Source organism: Salmonella sp. FC25216 (assembly GCF_057751355.1).
Genome location: NZ_JBDGON010000003.1, coordinates 303,304 through 320,329, shown reverse-complemented (window position 1 = coordinate 320,329; position 17,026 = coordinate 303,304). Strand labels below are relative to the sequence as shown.

The window sequence follows — 17,026 nt, the reverse complement described above, 5'->3', positions numbered from 1 at the left end:
TCCGTAGTCTGAAATGGAGAATAAGCCGTGAAAAAACAAGCAACACTTGCCACACTCAGCATTATCTTCTCCGGTACGGCGCACAGTACACAAAACGAACGTCCTGATATTATCGTGATTATCGCTGATGATATGGGATATTCTGACATCAGTCCCTTCGGTGGGGAAATCCCAACGCCTAATTTGCAGGCGATGGCTGAGAACGGCGTGCGGATGAGTCAATATTACACGTCTCCCATGTCTGCTCCCGCCCGTGCGATGCTATTAACCGGGAACACCAGTCAGCAAGCTGGTATAGGCGGTATGTGGTGGTATGAAAATACCATAGGTAAGGAAGGCTATGAATTGCGCCTGACTGATCGGGTGACTACCATGGCTGAACGCTTTAAAGATGCTGGTTACAATACGCTGATGGCGGGTAAATGGCATCTTGGTTTTACGCCAGGCTCGACGCCAAAAGATCGGGGCTTTCGTCATTCTTTCGCCTTGATGGGGGGAGGCGCCAGTCACTTTGATGATGCTGTGCCGCTGGGAACCGTTGAGATATTTCATACCTATTACACCCGTGACAACCAGCGCATTTCACTGCCCTCCCATTTTTACTCCAGCGAAGCCTATGCCAGCCAGTTGAATCGCTGGATCAGTGAGACGCCACGGGAACAACCCATCTTTGCGTGGTTGGCCTTTACTGCGCCACATGATCCCCTGCAGGCGCCGGATGAATGGATTAGCCGTTTTAAAAGTCAGTATGAACAGGGCTATGCAGCCGTCTATCGTCAGCGTATTGCTCGTCTGAAGAAACTGGGTTTTCTGCGTGATGACATACCTCTGCCAGGACTGGAACTTGATAAAGAATGGCAGGCGATGACCCCGGAACAGCAGAAATACACGGCAAAGGTGATGCAGGTTTACGCTGCTATGATCGCCAATATGGATGCACAGATCGGCACCGTTATTGAGACGTTAAAAAAGACCGGGCGCGATAAAAACACGATTCTGGTCTTCTTAAGTGATAATGGTGTTAATCCGGCGGAGGGCTTTCACTATGAATCTGAACCAGATTTTTGGAAGCAATTTGATAATCGTTACGAAAATATTGGTCGTAAAAATTCATTTATCTCTTATGGCCCCCACTGGGCTGATGTCAGCAATGCACCTTATGGTCGCTATCACAAAACGACCAGCGGCCAGGGGGGGATTAATACCAGTTTTATGATTTCCGGTCCTGGTATCATACATAATGGCGCCATAGATCACACTACGATGGCGGCGTATGATGTCGCGCCCACGCTATATGAATTTGCAGGTATTGATGTCAGTAAATCATTATCTGAAAGACCGACACTGCCAATGATCGGCGTGAGTTTTAAACGCTATCTGACCGGTGAAAGCCTGCACGCGCCTCGCACGCAATATGGCGTTGAACTCCATAATCAGGCGGCCTGGATAGATGGAAAATGGAAATTGCGTCGTCTTGTCACATTATTCCCACAGGCTGGTAATGCGCCATGGGAATTATTCAACCTGCAACGTGACCCCCTGGAAACACATAATCTCGCAGCAGATTATCCGGATAAAGTGAAAATACTGAGTAGTGCATATGAGGCATTTGCAAAACAGACAATGGTGCTTTATGCCAAAGGCAAGCTTATCGATTATGTGGGTATCGACAGTAAAACTGGGCGCTATCTGGCCGTCGATCCACAGACATTGCAGCCAGTTCCTGCTCCGTTAGTGATTCCTTTAAACACAAAATCGGGTCACTAATTATTGGTTACGTTTCAAATGATTATTCAACGCTCACGTAACTGCATTCAGCCAGTGACTTTCAGGATGAAGTTTCTCAGCGTTGGCGATGTATCGCCGCGCCGGTATGCCAGAGCCAGCTTTGCGACGGGCATCTGGTCTGCAACGGGGCGGTATACTACTCCCTTGACCTTAACCTGTCTCATTGAATCTGGAACCATCGACACGCCCATCTCTGCCGACACAAGGTTAATGACTGACGAAATTTGCGGCACGAGTTGACCAATTTTCGGTTCAAAGCCCGCCTTACCGCAGGCCTCGATCACTGCGTCATAAAGCGACAGGCCGATTTCACGTGGGAAGAGTAAAAAAAACTCATCTTTGAGAGTCGAGAGTGCAATCTGTTTACACGCCGCTGCTGGATGCGTTTCTGCCAGCACAATAACCATCGGCTCTTCAGACAGTAACCTGAGCTGGAACCGTTCATTGCCTGTAAAACCGGGTCTCAGAAAGGCAACATCCAGCGATCCTTCATTCAATTCATCAGCCAGTTGGGTTGTATTTCCTTCCTCAAGCTGTAAACGAACGTCAGGATAAGCCCGCTTGAAAGTACGGATTGCGCCGGGGACCACACTGTTAAATGCCGCAGAGGCAGTAAAACCCACCCTTAACACGCCCGACTCCCCCCTGGCAACACGCTGCGCCGCCAGCGCGGCTCTTGTCGCGGTAGCAGGCATCCCTTTAACAACATCATAAAATGCTTTTCCAGCCTCAGTTAATTCCGCGCCATGAGGCACTCTTCGGAATAGCTGCGCTCCCAGCTCTCTTTCCAGATCCTTAATCTGTTGGCTTAGCGGCGGCTGACCTATGCCTAATTTTGTCGCAGCCCGCGTGAAATGCCGCTCTTCAGCGACGGCGAGAAAATAGCGAATATGGCGCAGTTCCATCCTCATCTCCAAAAGCAATTAAGAATGGCACCATCATATATTGGAAGAATGAAACCGGCGAGCGCATAGTGAGGTTAACAGGAGGTGCAATATGTCCGATATTTCTCATACTCCGACACGTAGCTGGCTTTTTACTCCAGCAATTCGACCCGAACGTTTCATAAAAGCAGTTGAAAGTGGGGCGGACATTTCTATTATCGATCTTGAAGATTCCGTCACCCCGAATGACAAGGCGCAGGCCCGGAAAATTGCGATGCAGTTCCTTTCATCCCGACCAAACTCATCGCTAAAAATAGCATTAAGAATTAATGGAATGAATACTCATGCTGGCATTGAAGACCTGCATATGTTACTGGAATGCCGTTTTTTTCCTGATTACATTATTCTTCCGAAAACAGAGTCAGCCGCGCACCTGCAAATCGTGGATAGTCTTATCATGATGGCCGGTTCTGATACTCGCCTTATTGGCATTATTGAGTCAGTTGCCGGGCTTAATGCCGTAGAGTCTATTGCGGACGCCACCCCCAGACTCTACGGGTTGATGTTTGGCGCCGCAGATATGGCGGCTGACATTGGCGCCACACCTGCCTGGGAGCCTCTTGCGCTGGCGCGGGCCAGAATAGTGGCTGCCTGCGCTATGAAAGGGCTTCTTGCAATAGATGCTCCCTTCTTTGATATAGGCGATTTTTCAGGTCTGAAAGAGGAAACGCTGCAGGCGCTCAGTTTTGGTTTTTCTGCAAAATCGGCTATTCACCCCGCTCAGATTAGCGTAATCAACACCGCATTTACTCCTACAACAGCAGAAATTAATCATGCTCGTGCAGTACTGACAGAGAATGCCAAAGGCGTCGGGATCGTTAGCGGCATGATGATAGATGCAGCCGTTGCCCGTCAGGCCCGGCGATTACTCGCCCGGGCAGGGATCTTTTCCTGATTTTATTAACAGAGGAATTGATTATGAACACGTTATTACCCGCTTATAAAACCATTAGCGAGGGGCGCTACCGAGAAATTTCGGGTCTTTACTGGGAGGATTTTTATCCCGGTGATATTTTTGAACATCGTCCCGGTCGGACGGTTCTGGACGCCGATAATGTGTGGTTTACCCTGCTCACTCTCAATGTGCAGCCGGTCCATTTCGATGCGGCTTACGCCAGCAAAACGGAATGGAAAAAGTTACTGGTTGATTCAACGTTCACTCTGGCGCTTTTAACCGGTATGAGCGTGCGTACTGTCAGCGCCAAAGTGGTGGCCAATCTTGGCTGGGATAAGGTACAAGCCGTCCATCCGGTTTTCGCAGGGGATACACTTTATGCTGAAAGCACTGTACTCAGCAAACGCCTGTCAAATAGTCGCCCGGGACAAGGCATCGTTACCGTTCGGACATGTGGTATTAACCAGGATGGTGTAGAGGTCATGCGCTTCGAACGAACAATGTTAGTTTATTGCCGTGGATGTTCGCCTGAAGAAGACGCCGCTTATTGAGAAATCGCCCTGAGGTTTAGAGTCATGATGAATGTTAATGCAGCGTATGCCGAAAAATGTGTGACGCCTGACGAAGCGGTTACTTTAATTACCTCCGGCAGTCACCTCTCTATGGGAATGTTTGCAGCAGAGCCTCCAGCTTTGCTGAATGCGCTGGCAAAGCGAGCGAAAAGGGGAGAAATCAACGATCTGCGGGTTTACTGTTATGAAACAGCCAACATTGCCGGGAACACTATTTTCCGTTATGAGCTAAGTGACTATATTCATCTCTACAGTATGTTTATTACCGGTATTGAACGGGCTTTAATACATCAGGGGATTGAGAGCTCCGGGCGAAAAATAGTTAACTATGTTCCTTCAAATTTTCATCAGGCGACGCGATTACTGGCTGATGATATTGGTATTGATACTTTTATTCACACCGTGTCCCCTATGGATAAGTATGGCTATTTTAATTTTGGAACTGGAAACGATTATTCCACCCGGATTGCGAGGACAGCTAAAAAACTTATTGTCGAAGTTAACCAATATATGCCGCGCGTTCATGGAGAAGGTGCTGCAATCCATATTTCAGAAATTGACGCCATTGTTGAAAACCATGTCCCTTTAATTGAACTACCAATACGTACTGCCGTAGCTGAAGATATTGCTATCAGTCAGATTATCGCCTCTCTTGTGCCAGATGGCGCTTGTCTCCAGATGGGGGTCGGCGCATTACCAGAGCTCATCTGTAATGCGCTCAAGGAACATAATGATCTGGGGGTCCATACAGAGGCGCTGAATCCGGGGTTGGTAAGTTTGATTCAACAAGGCGTCGTTACCAACCAGCGTAAAAATATCGACCGGGGAATGTCTGTATTTACTTTCGCTATGGGACAAAAGGATATGTATGACTATCTCAACGACAACCCCTCTTTTTTTAGTCGGCCTGTCGATTATGTTAACGATCCGGGGATCATTGCGCAAAATGAGAATGTTGTCTCCATTAACGCTACCTTACAAATCGATCTTACCGGCGCCTGTAACTCTGAACATTTGCTTGGACACCAGTACAGCGCTTCAGGAGGGCAATTGGATTTTGTCAGAGGCGCATATGCATCTAAAGGAGGTCGTTCCGTTATTACGACACGCTCAACGGCCGCGAATGATACGATTTCTCGTATTGTTCCCCGCCTTGAGGGGCCTGTAACAACCCCACGAACGGATACGCACTGGATAGTCACTGAATTTGGCTCCGTAAACCTGAAGGGGCTCTCTTCAACCGAGCGTGCGCTCAGGATTATTGAATTGGCGCATCCCAATTTTCGGCAGCAACTTAGAGTAGATGCAAAAAAAATGCATCTGATTTAAAAGTAGGTTAATGCTATTTTTTAATGTAGCATCCCCAAAATATAAACATTATGAGTCTATTCAAATGATAATTGACAGAATTGATCACCTTGTATTAACGGTATCTGATATATCAACCACAATAAGATTCTACGAAGAGGTACTTGGTTTTTCTGCGGTAACATTTAAACAAAACAGAAAAGCGTTAATATTTGGAGCGCAAAAAATTAACCTCCATCAGCAAGAAATGGAGTTCGAACCAAAAGCGAGTAGACCAACGCCGGGATCTGCCGATTTATGTTTTATTACATCGACACCGATAAATAATGTTGTGTCTGAGATCTTACAGGCAGGCATTCCCATTGTTGAAGGCCCGGTTGAGAGAACTGGAGCCACAGGCGAGATAATGTCTATCTACATCAGGGACCCTGATGGAAACTTAATTGAAATTTCGCAGTATGTTTAATGTTAAAACTTACTATTACTGCCTTTATTATGATCACGCATCCGTTTATATTGGCCTGATGGAGATCATATGGCAATAATTTCTGGAAAGAGTCTATGTTCAAACTTATTGACTTGAAGACATCGAGGAATTCATAAGGAAGTATAAAAAAGGAAAGGTGGTGCCCGGACTCGGAATCATATCCACGATTAACGTGTTGTTTATTATTGGTTTTGTTGGTATTTCTCTCAAATAACGCCCCCACGAAGGCCCCCATAAAAAATCGCTTTGGTTTTGTGAGGGTTATCACGAAAAATCGTTGTTTTGTGAGTGGGGGCTTTGCTATGTGTGGGGTTAGATCCACATATAGCGGATGGAACTCCACACAGCAGCGCTAAACAACCCATCTTACATTATGCAATCAAAGTCCCACACCCCTTCGCATTGAACATCTTCCAAACCTACATTTGATATGTTGGAACAACCGTTTTTGAGATAATCAGAAACGACATATCTTCTAATGTATAGATTCTATTAGTATTTTTGCTATACTTTTGAGATGCTGTCATGCACCAGTTGAGATAACTAAACATCATGGCCCAATTTAAGCATTTTGAGCTGTCGCTTCTGAACCCCAGTTTTGACTCCCCTTTGGTCGATGCGCTGACGGAGCTGGAGTTACTCCGGCACCTGCGGCTGGAAACCGATGTTCATCCAATCCTGTTTGCGCAGTTGAAGGCAGTTTTCCACATGCTGGAGAGTCTTGGCTCTGCAAGGATTGAGGGAAACCACACCACGCTTGCTGATTATGTTGAAAGTAAGGTTGAAGGAACACAGAGTTCGACGGATCAGCTCAAAGAAATCAACAATATTGAAGCTGCGATGGAGTACATCGATGAATACCTGAGCAACGGAGATGAGATAACGGAATATTTTATCCGCGAGTTGCATAGTCTGGCAGTAGTCGGGTTGCAACAGGAAGGAGACAGAACGCCCGGCGCATATCGGCAACATAACGTTAGCATTGCTCAGTCTGAGCATTTGCCGCCGGATCACATCCGCGTTGCTGATTATATGTCAGAACTGACAGCCTTCATTAACCGTGCCGATAAGCCAAAGTACGATCTGATGAAGATTGCGCTGGTGCATCACCGCTTTGGCTGGATACACCCCTTTGGCAACGGTAATGGCAGAACAGTCAGACTGCTGACCTATGCGTTGCTTATCAAATATGGTTTTAACGTTCAGGCGGGTGGTCGGGTTCTCAATCCGACAGCGGTATTCTGTAATGATCGTGAACGCTATTACGCCATGCTTTCGTTAGCCGATAAGGGAACAGAGCAGGGGCTGGAAGAATGGTGTTTATATGTGCTTTCGGGGATCTCCTCTGAGCTGAAGAAAGTTGATCAACTGACAAGCCATGCTTTTCTGAGTGAAAAAATCCTGTATCCGGCTATCGATTTTTCGTCGGAGAGAGGACTGACAAACCCGCTGGAATCGAAGGTTCTGAAACGTGCCGTCGAACTGGGGACGATAAAAGCGGGCGATCTACGCACTGTTTTGCCCGATCTGAAACCGACGCAGGTGACTTATCAGCTTGGTAAGCTGATTGATAGGGGATTGCTTCAACCAGTAGAGGAGGGGGCGCGTACCTATACAGCGAAGTTTTCTAACTCGTATCTGATACGAGGGGTGATTAAGGTTCTGCGGGAAGAAGGGTTTATTCCAGATTTGTGATATCAAGAATATATTAGTGTATTATTTACTCTTTTTTATGGTCGTTTTTGACGAAACATAGCAGCTATTAATATAGCTGCTATATCTCTTATTTTATTTGCTTGGAAAATTTAAATTCAATTAGAGACTTCATTTGCCATAGTTGGGATGACCCCGACTGGTTCTGTTTTTTCAACGTCATTTATTAGTGTGTTCATATAATTAATATCAAGGAAATGGCCCTGTGCAAATGAACTGAAAATTGGAAAAATAAATGAAATAAATCTTTGAGGATATATACGGTCATCAATAATAAGCTTAGTAAATGTTACTAATCTTTCCTCTGTGGTGCATCCATCGGAAGCATTAACGACATCTTTGTAAGTATCCCGCATAATCGTGCCATTCACATTTAGAGATCCTCCGGCATAATCAATCTGCCAACAAAGGAGCTCGCTATGCGTAAAGCCCGTTTTACTGAGCATCAGATCATCGCCGTGATTAAGTCGGTCGAAGCCGGACGAACGGTTAAAGATGTCTGCCGGGAGGTCGGTATCTCTGAAGCCACCTATTACAACTGGAAGTCTAAATATGGCGGTATGGAGGCCTCTGATATTAAAAAGATAAAAGAGCCTGAGGACGAGAACAGACGTCTCAAACAGATGTTTGCCGACCTCAGCCTGGAATGTCGGGCGCTGAAAGACGTTATCGAAAAAAAGCTTTAAAACCAGCCTCTAAGCGTGAGCTGGTCACTCATCTGATAACGACATTCGGACTCAGTATCCGTCAGGTCTGCCGGAGTCTGAACCTGAGCAGAACGGTTTACCATTACCGCCCGGATTCTACGCGTGACGAACCCGTTATTGCCGCATTGCAGGCAGCGGCTGAACGATACCCGCGATACGGTTTTCCGAAGCTTTTCCAGGTTCTGCGGCGGCAGGGATACCAGTGGAATGACAAAAGGATCCACCGTATTTACTGTCTGCTGAAGCTGAATTTTCGCCGTAAGGGTAAACAACGGCTGCCGGTGCGTAATCCCTCGCCACTGGCCATACCGGAAGTGCTGAACCAGAGCTGGTCTGTCGATTTTATGAATGATGCTTTGGTCTGTGGCCGTCGTTTTCGCACGTTCAATGTTGTTGATGACTTTAACCGTGAGGCGTTGTCGATTGAAATCGATCTGAATCTGCCAGCCCCACGAGTGGTCCGGGTGCTCGACAAGAACGCGGCAAACCGCGGCTATCCGGCCATGCTTCGCATGGATAATGGACCGGAATTTATCTCGCTGGCACTGGCTGAATGGGCAGAGAAACATGCAGTAAAAGTGGAGTTTATCCGGCCGGGTAAGCCAACGCAGAACGCTTTCATTGAGCGTTTTAACCGGACATACCGTACAGAAATACTCGATTTTTATCTGTTCAGAACACTGAATGAAGTGCGGGAAATCACAGAGAAATGGTTATCAGAATATAACTGTGAACGCCCGCATGAATCGCTGAACAATATGACGCCGGAGGAATACCGACAACACCATTATCTGGCCGGGATCTCAAAAAATGCATGGAACTAAAACGGGTCTATTTACACCACCCAGACACACCCGCTACTCTCCGTTCCCTTCAATGCCGCCACGGATTTCACCGTACTGGCAGAGTACTGCAAACAGTTTGCCGAAATCCTGATCGAACACGACGATCCCACGCTGAAAATGGCGCTTTGCGGCAGGCTTAATGCCTGTTTACGACTGCTCCAGCCCTCGCTGCTCGATCCGATCCCGGAGCACATGATGGACAGCCTGACCGTTGATACGCTCCCCACCCGCTCACCGCGTTTCGATCCCGAATGTACCGAACTTTGCCACTACTGCCTTGCCCTGACGCAGGTTCTGACGGGACAGGGGCTATTACCGGAAACCCGGGATTACCTTGGTTGCCTGCTGTTTGACCTGATCCACTATTTTTCTGATGAAATCACGGCCCCGCGCTGGTTGCGTACCGCCGACGGCGTGAAATTTATCGATGGGGTGACTGTATGAGTATGGTGCAACCAGACTGGCATTCCGCTGACATTATTGCGGCGCTGAAAAAGCGCGGAACGTCGCTTTCTGCCGTTTCCCGCAACTCAGGGTTGGCGTCCGCCACGCTGGCAAACGCACTGATAAGGCACTGGCCCAAAGGCGAAAGGCTGATCGCCGAAGCGTTGGGTACTGCGCCAGAGCAAATCTGGCCTTCCCGTTACCGTAAGCCTGAAAATTGCTAAATCATCGCTCCCGATCTTCTGATGGCTTTGCTGTCAGAAGATCGGGAGAAGACAAGCGAAGCGCGGCAGTTCAGGTTCGCAAATAACCTTTTTGATGCAAAAACAGTTTTTCCTTTCTGCGCCAGCGGCACTGGCGTAGTCTCCCTCCTGCTCCATGCTGTCGTCGACAGCGCCCAACGCTTCATGACCTGAAAGAAGCGCCTGATGAATCAAGATGGTCGCCTTACCGGCAGGACCTCTGCAAAAATGCCGGGTCGCATAACACTGCGGCAGAGGCTGAACTTTACAGGCAATTCCTCCCTTAACTGCGCCAGTTCACTGGTCAGGGCTTCCACTACGCCGGAATCATTCCGGTTAGTCTGCACTTGCTGACGGTCAGTACGCTTAACTTTTACGGGTTGCGGCCTGCATTGCCGCAAGGCTTTGCTGCCGCGTGGCCGTAAAACTGCACCAGCCTGCGATTTTAAAAACACTGCGCCAGTCCAGTGCGTCACTTTAACCGCGCAGAGCGGGAAAGTGACGCACGCAGCCCTTTCGACCTGCACCAGAAAACTCAACTGAACAGGCCCATTGCTGGATTCTGACACTGCCTTTTCAGGCCATTTTACCCATAAGGAGAACATGAACCGATACCGAGGCGGATCTGGACGATCCGGGGGATAACCCGCACAAGCGGGCGGCTGCTCTGAGAGCACAACCGAAGCCCCACCACACCTCAACGGCTGCCGCCCCGGCGCTCAGGTATCGTTCGCAGCCCCGACAAAAAACAGGGGCTACTGGCCTGTGCGCCGGGGAAAGCGGTATAAGTTTTGGGTTTTTGGGATGAGTTTGCAGCAATCATGAAAAGGGGAAAATATGGGAATACTGGAACAGGAAATGAAGCGACTGGCGCAGCAGGCAGGCGGTAGCCATAAGACCGTTCACGACCGCATTAAGCTGGCGCAGCGGTTTTGTGAACGTCTGGTACTGGCACAGAATGTGCAGATCCGCCGGGTGGAGCAGCTTAAGGCGCGGCATATTGAAGGCTATGTCCGTGAACGGCTGGCGCAGGGCATCACGAAGCGTTCCCTGCAAAACGAGATGGCGGCGGTGCGCTGCATTCTGAAACAGGCCGGGCGTGACAGGCTGGCGCAGAGTGAGCGGCTGAACAAACGTTCTCTTGGTCTGTCTGGCGCATCCCGTAACGGTACAAAGCTGGTTATCACGCCGGAGCACTATCGCGACGTGCTGGAGATGGCCCGCGTAAAAGATCCGGGGATGGCGGCTGCGCTGGAGTTCTCAAGGCTGATGGGATTACGTTCGCAGGAGGCGGTGCAGAGCGTACAGTCGCTGAAAACGTGGCGGCAGGCGCTGGAACGCGGCGATCCCCGGTTAACCGTGGTGTTCGGTACCGAAGGCAGGCGGCCCCGCGAGACGATTATTCTTGATACTGGCGCTGTCAGAAAAGCGCTGGATAATGCGCTGACCGTGGCTGAAGATCGCCACGGCAGGTTGATAGATAAGCTGGATCTGAAAAGTGCGATGAAGTACTGGCACAGTCAGGCGTCACGTCTCGGGTTAACTGGCACATATTCCCCGCACTCGTTGCGCTATGCGTGGGCGCAGGATGCGATCCGTCATTATCTGGCGCAGGGATTTTGTGAGAAGGAAGTGCTGGCAATGACGGCGATGGATTTGGGTCACGGCGACGGGCGCGGGCGGTATGTGGCGCAGGTTTACGGGCGAAAGGATACTGGCTGATAGGCGTTGCCTTGAAAAGAGCGAGTTATCCATCGGTTTTCGGGCAAAATTATTTGCCTCAAATAATTTTGGGTAGTTTCCTATTAATCCTGGGGGTATTAATCGGTTTTTGTACGGTTTCCTCTTAATAACGGTACTTACGAACGGTATAGCCTATTAACAGGATTCTGGGGCAATGTTACGGTATTTTTTCTGGGGATTGCGCCAGCAAAAGGGAAAAGGCCAGATAAAGGTAAAGGGCGGCTAAGGGTAACAGCGCCAGACCGGAAAGGGCCAAAGGGCTTAAAAGGCTGATGCTGGCACAGTTCGGTATTTATCCGGTGGTATCTGGCATAATCCTGACACCGACAGGCGACGGCGGATTGGTGCAGGTAAGCGATGATAATGAACTGGTGCAGATAAAATCTTTAAATGCAAAAAAGCAGTTCCCGGACAACCGGAAACCGCTTTTCCATTCTCAATAAATTACGCTGCTACTGGCTCAGGCTGCCTTATGCCGCCGCGCATAAATGTACGGCGCAACGTACCCCTCGCGGCTCACGTCGAGATAATCCGACCACCACTGCATCATTTCCATACGGGCTTCCAGATGCTCCGCCTTATGCACATACGCCGCCCGCACGCCGTTTCGCTCCTTGTGGCTCATCTGGCGCTCGATGGCATCCTTAGACCACAGTGCGGATTCATTCAGGGCGCTACAGGCCATCGTGCGGAAGCCGTGACCGCAAACCTCAGTTTTGGTGTCGTAGCCAATCACTCGCAGCGCCTTGTTGATGGTGTTTTCACTCATCGGCTTGTTCATTGAGTGCGCACCGGCAAAGACGAAAACGGACTCTCCGGTAATTTCCTTTATCTGCTCCAGCAGGGCGACAGCCTGTGCAGACAGCGGCACCAGATGCTCATCTTTCATCTTTGCGCCACGCGATGAAAATCTCACACCTTTAACCGCTTCCCGCTGTGCAGGTACCGTCTAGATACGGGCTTTCAGGTTGAACTCATCCCAGCGGGCGAGGCGTAACTCACTGGAACGCAGAAAGACGTGCAGATTCAACTCCAGCGCCAGAGGGGGCAGTTCCCGCCCTTTGTAGCCTTTAATCTTGTCCAGCAGCTCCGGCAGGCGTTTCAGGGGCAGGGCGGGATGGTGTTGGGTCACAACCGGGGTCACGACGCCATCCAGATCGTAAGCCGGATTATATTTGATAATCCCCTGCTGCACCGCATGACGCATGATTTTGGTCAGATGCTGACGCACCCGACCGGCAACGTCATGAACGCCTTTATCGTCGATGGATTTAACAAGCTGCGCCAGATGGCGGGTTTCAACCTCTGCAATGTCCATTGTGCCAATATCAGGGAAGACGTAGCGTTTCAGGCAGGTGAGGATTTTATCGGCGTGGTCAGCAGACCAGAGTTTCAGGCAACTGGTGTGCCATGCGGTGGCGATGTACTGAAAGGTGCGCGTACCGTCAACGGCGGCTTTCTCCGCCTTACGGGGCAGGGAAGGGCAAACACCGGATACCAACAGCTTACGCGCCGCATCGCGCTTTTCTCGGGCTTCTGCCAGCGTAACCTGCGGATAGGGGCCGAAGGCCAGACGGTTTTCCTTACCTTCAAAACGATAGCGGAAATACCACAGCTTAGAGCCGCTGGCGGATACCGTCAGATACAGACCTTGTGCATCGGTGAGTTTGTAGGATTTTGCGAGGGGGTTCGCGGCGCGGATTTTACTGTCAGTCAACATGAGGGCCTCTCCGTTCATCGAACTGAATGAACCCTCAATCTGACCCACAATTTTCCGGATACACAGAGATAAACCAAAATGTATCAGGAAAGATTTTTATGCTAACTTATTGAATTACATACACACAGGGATTTATAAGGAAGCATAAAAAACGAAAGGTGGTGCCCGGACTCGGAATCGAACCAAGGACACGGGGATTTTCAATCCCCTGCTCTACCGACTGAGCTATCCGGGCAACGAGGCGCATTAAACCGTAATCGCCTCGCTTCGTCAACGAAATTTCTTCAAATCAACGCAGACTGCACAATCTATCACCACTTTGTTGTTATTGCACGCCGCGTCAGGCAAAAAATGCCGCCCATGCGGCGGAAATCGGCATTGCCAGCAACAGAGCCGGGAGCATATTCACCACCGGAAACATTTTGATCCCGCATACACGCAAGCCGGTTGCCACCAGCAGCAGTCCGCCCACTGCGCTAAAGTCGCCCATCATTGCCGGCGTGGTCAGCGGAAGAATGAGGGTGGCGCAGGCGGCAAGCGTTAACTGGATAATCAACATCGGTGCGCAAATCGCCGAAACGGCGATGCCAAGCGAACAGGCGAAAATCATGGCGGTGAAAAAATCCAGAAAAGATTTAGCGATCAAAATGTTCGGGTCGCCGGTCATCCCTTCATGCATTGCGCCGAAAATACCGGTGCCGCTGGCGCAAAACAGTACAATGATAGCGACATAACTTTGAATAAATGACTCATGTGTCGGTTTCTTACCCGATGCCATAAATAATTGTTGGATTTTCGCGACTGCGCCATTAATGCCTTTTTCCAGCAAACAAAACTCGCCGATAAGCGCGCCGACCAGTGTCGCCAGCACCATCACCGGAAGATTAGCGCACTTCATCACCAGCAGAATACCAATTCCCAGAGAACACAGGCCAAAAATAGACGTCATTGAGACGCGGATCCGTTCTGGCAGACGCTGACTTAACAGCGCGCCAAAAACGCCGCCGAATAAAATTGCGCCAGCGTTAATAAAAGGTCCAATTACCACACTAACTCCTGTTATTTATTTTTTAAATTGCCCTATTATCGCGCGATTAAGCTGTTGATAGCTTGATTATCTGTGACGTGTGGAGCGCTGATTTTACCTTGCGCCGTCTGGTGAAAGGTGCCATGATTGCGCGAAATTTCTCCTGCCAGCATGGGGCTCGCCGGGATGAACATAGCGCCTTTATATTGTCTTCACTGTCGCCTGACTGCGCGAGGTTTGCCCCTTTCTTTCCTTTTTTTTGTCGTCCCCGCTATGCGGTGAGGGCAGCGCACGCTCACTGCAGGACAACAGTAAAATCAGAAACAGTCTGTTTTTACTGATGTCTGGCGGTCGGAGCTGGTATCCAGTTTGACCCGGCATCTCGTTGGGCAAGGCATCGGGCCTTGTCCGGGGTTACTCTACTCCCGAAACGGGTATTTGCGCTTATGAAATCAATGAATATTGCCGCCAGCGGTGAACTCATCTCCCGACTCTCCACCCACCGAAACGTGGTGGCGCTGGACAGTACCGACTTTACCGATGTGGCCGCAGTCGTCATTACCGCTGCCGACAGCCATAGCGGCATTCTGGCGTTGCTTAAACGCACTGGTTTTCACCTGCCGGTGTTTATGCTTACGGATGAACTCGTCAGTGCGCCTGCCGGCGTTACGGCGGTAATAGGCGGTAACGCGCAGGAATGGCTGGAGCTGGAAAACGCTGCCTGTCGCTACGAAGCGGAGCTTCTGCCTCCCTTTTATGACACCCTGACCCAGTATGTCGACATGGGTAACAGCACCTTTGCTTGTCCGGGGCACCAGCATGGCGAATTTTTTAGAAAACATCCCGCAGGCCGTCACTTTTATGACTTTTTTGGTGAAAACCTGTTTCGTGCGGATATGTGTAACGCCGATGTGAAACTTGGCGATCTGCTAATACACGAAGGTTCTGCTAAACACGCGCAGAAATTTGCGGCAAAAGTGTTTAATGCGGATAAAACCTACTTTGTGCTAAATGGGACTTCGGCAGCGAATAAAGTGGTCACCAACGCTCTGCTAACGCGCGGCGATCTGGTGCTGTTTGATCGTAATAATCACAAATCCAACCACCACGGCGCTCTGATTCAGGCTGGGGCGACGCCGGTCTATCTTGAAGCGGCGCGCAACCCGTTTGGTTTTATTGGCGGTATTGATGCGCACTGTTTTGATGAAACGTACCTGCGTGACCAGATTCGTGACGTGGTGCCGGAAAGAGCCGATGCGCCGCGTCCGTTCCGCCTGGCAATCATTCAGCTTGGTACCTATGACGGTACCATTTACAACGCCCGTCAGGTGGTGGATAAAATCGGGCATCTCTGCGATTACATCCTGTTTGACTCCGCGTGGGTAGGCTATGAGCAGTTTATCAATATGATGGCGGATACCTCGCCGTTGCTGCTGGAGCTCAATGAAAACGACCCAGGGATCTTTGTGACCCAATCGGTACATAAGCAACAGGCGGGGTTCTCACAAACCTCGCAGATCCACAAAAAAGATAACCATATTCGCGGCCAGGCGCGTTTTTGCCCGCACAAACGCCTGAACAACGCCTTCATGTTGCACGCCTCAACCAGCCCGTTCTATCCGCTGTTTGCGGCGTTGGATATCAATGCCAAAATCCACGAAGGGGAGAGCGGTCGCCGCCTGTGGGCGGAGAGCGTTGCACTGGGCATTGACGCGCGTAAAGCCATCCTCGCCCGTTGCAAACTGCTTCAGCCCTTTATTCCACTGGAGGTTGACGGCAAGCCGTGGCAGGCATATCCGACGGAGAGCATTGCCAGCGATCGTCGTTTCTTCAGTTTTGAACCTGGGGCGAAATGGCATGGCTTTGAAGGCTACGCGGATGACCAGTATTTTGTCGACCCCTGTAAACTGTTACTGACCACGCCAGGTATTTATGCCGATAGCGGGCGATACACCGAATTCGGCATCCCGGCGACCATTCTTGCCCACTATTTGCGTGAGAACGGTATTGTGCCTGAGAAGTGCGATCTCAACTCGATTCTATTCTTGCTGACGCCTGCCGAGAGCGCAGAGAAACTGGCGCGGCTAGTCGCGATGCTGGCACAATTTGAACGACACATTGAAGACGATACGCCGCTTGCGGATGTATTGCCGACGGTTTTTCAGAAATACCCGGTGCGTTACCGCGATTACACCCTGCGTGAGCTATGTCAGGAGATGCACAACCTGTACGTTAGCTTCGACGTTAAGGATCTGCAAAAGGCGATGTTCCGCAAAGAAAGCCTGCCGCATGTGGCGATGAACCCACAGGATGCCAACAGCGCCTTTATTCGCGGCGATGTAGAACTGGTGCGCCTCAGTGAGGCGGATGGGCGTATTGCTGCCGAGGGGGCATTACCATATCCGCCGGGCGTACTATGCGTGGTGCCGGGGGAGATTTGGGGCGGCGCGGCGCAGCGTTATTTTCTGGCGCTGGAAGAGGGCATCAATTTGTTGCCCGGTTTTTCGCCGGAATTGCAGGGAGTGTACAGCGAGACCGATACCGATGGAATTAAACGGTTGTACGGGTATGTTTTAAAATAACGTTGCCTG

The 17,026-nt window shown here is 50.0% G+C and carries 16 protein-coding genes, 1 tRNA gene and 1 pseudogene; 12 read left to right on the top strand and 6 right to left on the bottom strand.

The genetic code is table 11. The features are described from left to right. Positions 1–27 precede the first annotated feature (27 nt). Positions 28–1,767 (top strand): arylsulfatase, encoded by a 1,740-nt coding sequence (locus AC3G3F_RS07780; RefSeq protein ID WP_488394754.1) that lies wholly within the window; start codon positions 28–30, stop codon positions 1,765–1,767. Between the two features lie 47 nt (positions 1,768–1,814). Here AC3G3F_RS07780 and ripR read toward each other — a convergent pair whose 3' ends face one another. Continuing rightward, positions 1,815–2,693 (bottom strand): itaconate degradation transcriptional regulator RipR, encoded by an 879-nt coding sequence (ripR, locus tag AC3G3F_RS07775; protein ID WP_023247090.1) that lies wholly within the window; start codon positions 2,691–2,693, stop codon positions 1,815–1,817. Between the two features lie 91 nt (positions 2,694–2,784). Between ripR and ripC the strand changes: the two genes are divergently transcribed. From ripC to AC3G3F_RS07750, 5 genes are all read left to right on the top strand, one after another. Then, positions 2,785–3,627 (top strand): itaconate degradation C-C-lyase RipC, encoded by an 843-nt coding sequence (ripC, locus tag AC3G3F_RS07770; protein ID WP_023247091.1) that lies wholly within the window; start codon positions 2,785–2,787, stop codon positions 3,625–3,627. A gap of 23 nt (positions 3,628–3,650) precedes the next feature. Continuing rightward, complete coding sequence (gene ripB / locus AC3G3F_RS07765; RefSeq protein WP_023247092.1) at positions 3,651–4,178, top strand: (R)-specific enoyl-CoA hydratase RipB/Ich; 528 nt, start codon at positions 3,651–3,653, stop codon at positions 4,176–4,178. A gap of 24 nt (positions 4,179–4,202) precedes the next feature. Further along, the gene (ripA, locus tag AC3G3F_RS07760) at positions 4,203–5,528 is read left to right on the top strand and encodes an itaconate CoA-transferase RipA/Ict (protein WP_077958016.1); all 1,326 of its coding nucleotides are present in this window, start codon (positions 4,203–4,205) and stop codon (positions 5,526–5,528) included. Between the two features lie 64 nt (positions 5,529–5,592). Further along, a complete protein-coding gene (locus tag AC3G3F_RS07755) occupies positions 5,593–5,973 on the top strand; it encodes a VOC family protein (RefSeq protein WP_024149592.1) in 381 nt (126 codons plus the stop codon). A gap of 573 nt (positions 5,974–6,546) precedes the next feature. Next, positions 6,547–7,689: a Fic family protein gene (locus AC3G3F_RS07750; RefSeq protein WP_053508164.1), complete on the top strand. Its 1,143-nt coding sequence runs from the start codon at positions 6,547–6,549 to the stop codon at positions 7,687–7,689. Between the two features lie 116 nt (positions 7,690–7,805). Here AC3G3F_RS07750 and AC3G3F_RS07745 read toward each other — a convergent pair whose 3' ends face one another. Then, a complete protein-coding gene (locus tag AC3G3F_RS07745) occupies positions 7,806–8,153 on the bottom strand; it encodes a hypothetical protein (RefSeq protein ID WP_053528732.1) in 348 nt (115 codons plus the stop codon). On the opposite strand from AC3G3F_RS07745, the gene AC3G3F_RS07740 reads away from it, so the two are divergent. The 3 genes from AC3G3F_RS07740 to AC3G3F_RS07730 all read left to right on the top strand — a co-directional run bounded on the left by AC3G3F_RS07740 (position 8,127) and on the right by AC3G3F_RS07730 (position 9,927). Continuing rightward, a protein-coding gene (locus tag AC3G3F_RS07740; protein WP_488394750.1) for an IS3 family transposase occupies positions 8,127–9,238 on the top strand; the annotation gives its coding sequence in 2 pieces (ribosomal slippage) (positions 8,127–8,388 and positions 8,388–9,238; 1,113 coding nt in all). The genes AC3G3F_RS07745 and AC3G3F_RS07740 overlap by 27 nt on opposite strands. Before the next feature lie 9 nt (positions 9,239–9,247). Beyond that, complete coding sequence (locus AC3G3F_RS07735) at positions 9,248–9,703, top strand: hypothetical protein (protein ID WP_488394829.1); 456 nt, start codon at positions 9,248–9,250, stop codon at positions 9,701–9,703. A gap of 2 nt (positions 9,704–9,705) precedes the next feature. After that, positions 9,706–9,927 (top strand): helix-turn-helix domain-containing protein, encoded by a 222-nt coding sequence (locus tag AC3G3F_RS07730; protein ID WP_063390984.1) that lies wholly within the window; start codon positions 9,706–9,708, stop codon positions 9,925–9,927. Positions 9,928–9,960: 33 nt separating this feature from the next. On the opposite strand, the gene AC3G3F_RS07725 is transcribed toward AC3G3F_RS07730, so the two are convergent. Continuing rightward, positions 9,961–10,140: a hypothetical protein gene (locus AC3G3F_RS07725; protein ID WP_077950812.1), complete on the bottom strand. Its 180-nt coding sequence runs from the start codon at positions 10,138–10,140 to the stop codon at positions 9,961–9,963. A gap of 642 nt (positions 10,141–10,782) precedes the next feature. On the opposite strand from AC3G3F_RS07725, the gene AC3G3F_RS07720 reads away from it, so the two are divergent. After that, a complete protein-coding gene (locus AC3G3F_RS07720; RefSeq protein WP_079817054.1) occupies positions 10,783–11,667 on the top strand; it encodes an integrase domain-containing protein in 885 nt (294 codons plus the stop codon). Positions 11,668–11,960: 293 nt separating this feature from the next. Further along, positions 11,961–12,131, top strand: a complete 171-nt coding sequence (locus tag AC3G3F_RS07715; RefSeq protein ID WP_157719768.1) for a hypothetical protein — start codon at positions 11,961–11,963, stop codon at positions 12,129–12,131. Positions 12,132–12,148: 17 nt separating this feature from the next. On the opposite strand, the pseudogene AC3G3F_RS07710 reads toward AC3G3F_RS07715, so the two are convergent. The 3 genes and pseudogenes from AC3G3F_RS07710 to AC3G3F_RS07700 form a co-directional block, all read right to left on the bottom strand. After that, positions 12,149–13,408 (bottom strand): annotated as a pseudogene (locus tag AC3G3F_RS07710) (tyrosine-type recombinase/integrase). 159 nt (positions 13,409–13,567) lie between these two features. Continuing rightward, a tRNA-Phe gene (locus AC3G3F_RS07705) sits at positions 13,568–13,643 on the bottom strand. A 105-nt stretch (positions 13,644–13,748) separates the two neighbouring features. Next, complete coding sequence (locus tag AC3G3F_RS07700; RefSeq protein ID WP_023247095.1) at positions 13,749–14,456, bottom strand: DUF554 domain-containing protein; 708 nt, start codon at positions 14,454–14,456, stop codon at positions 13,749–13,751. A 425-nt stretch (positions 14,457–14,881) separates the two neighbouring features. On the opposite strand from AC3G3F_RS07700, the gene AC3G3F_RS07695 reads away from it, so the two are divergent. After that, complete coding sequence (locus AC3G3F_RS07695) at positions 14,882–17,017, top strand: ornithine decarboxylase (protein ID WP_488394747.1); 2,136 nt, start codon at positions 14,882–14,884, stop codon at positions 17,015–17,017. Positions 17,018–17,026 lie beyond the last annotated feature (9 nt).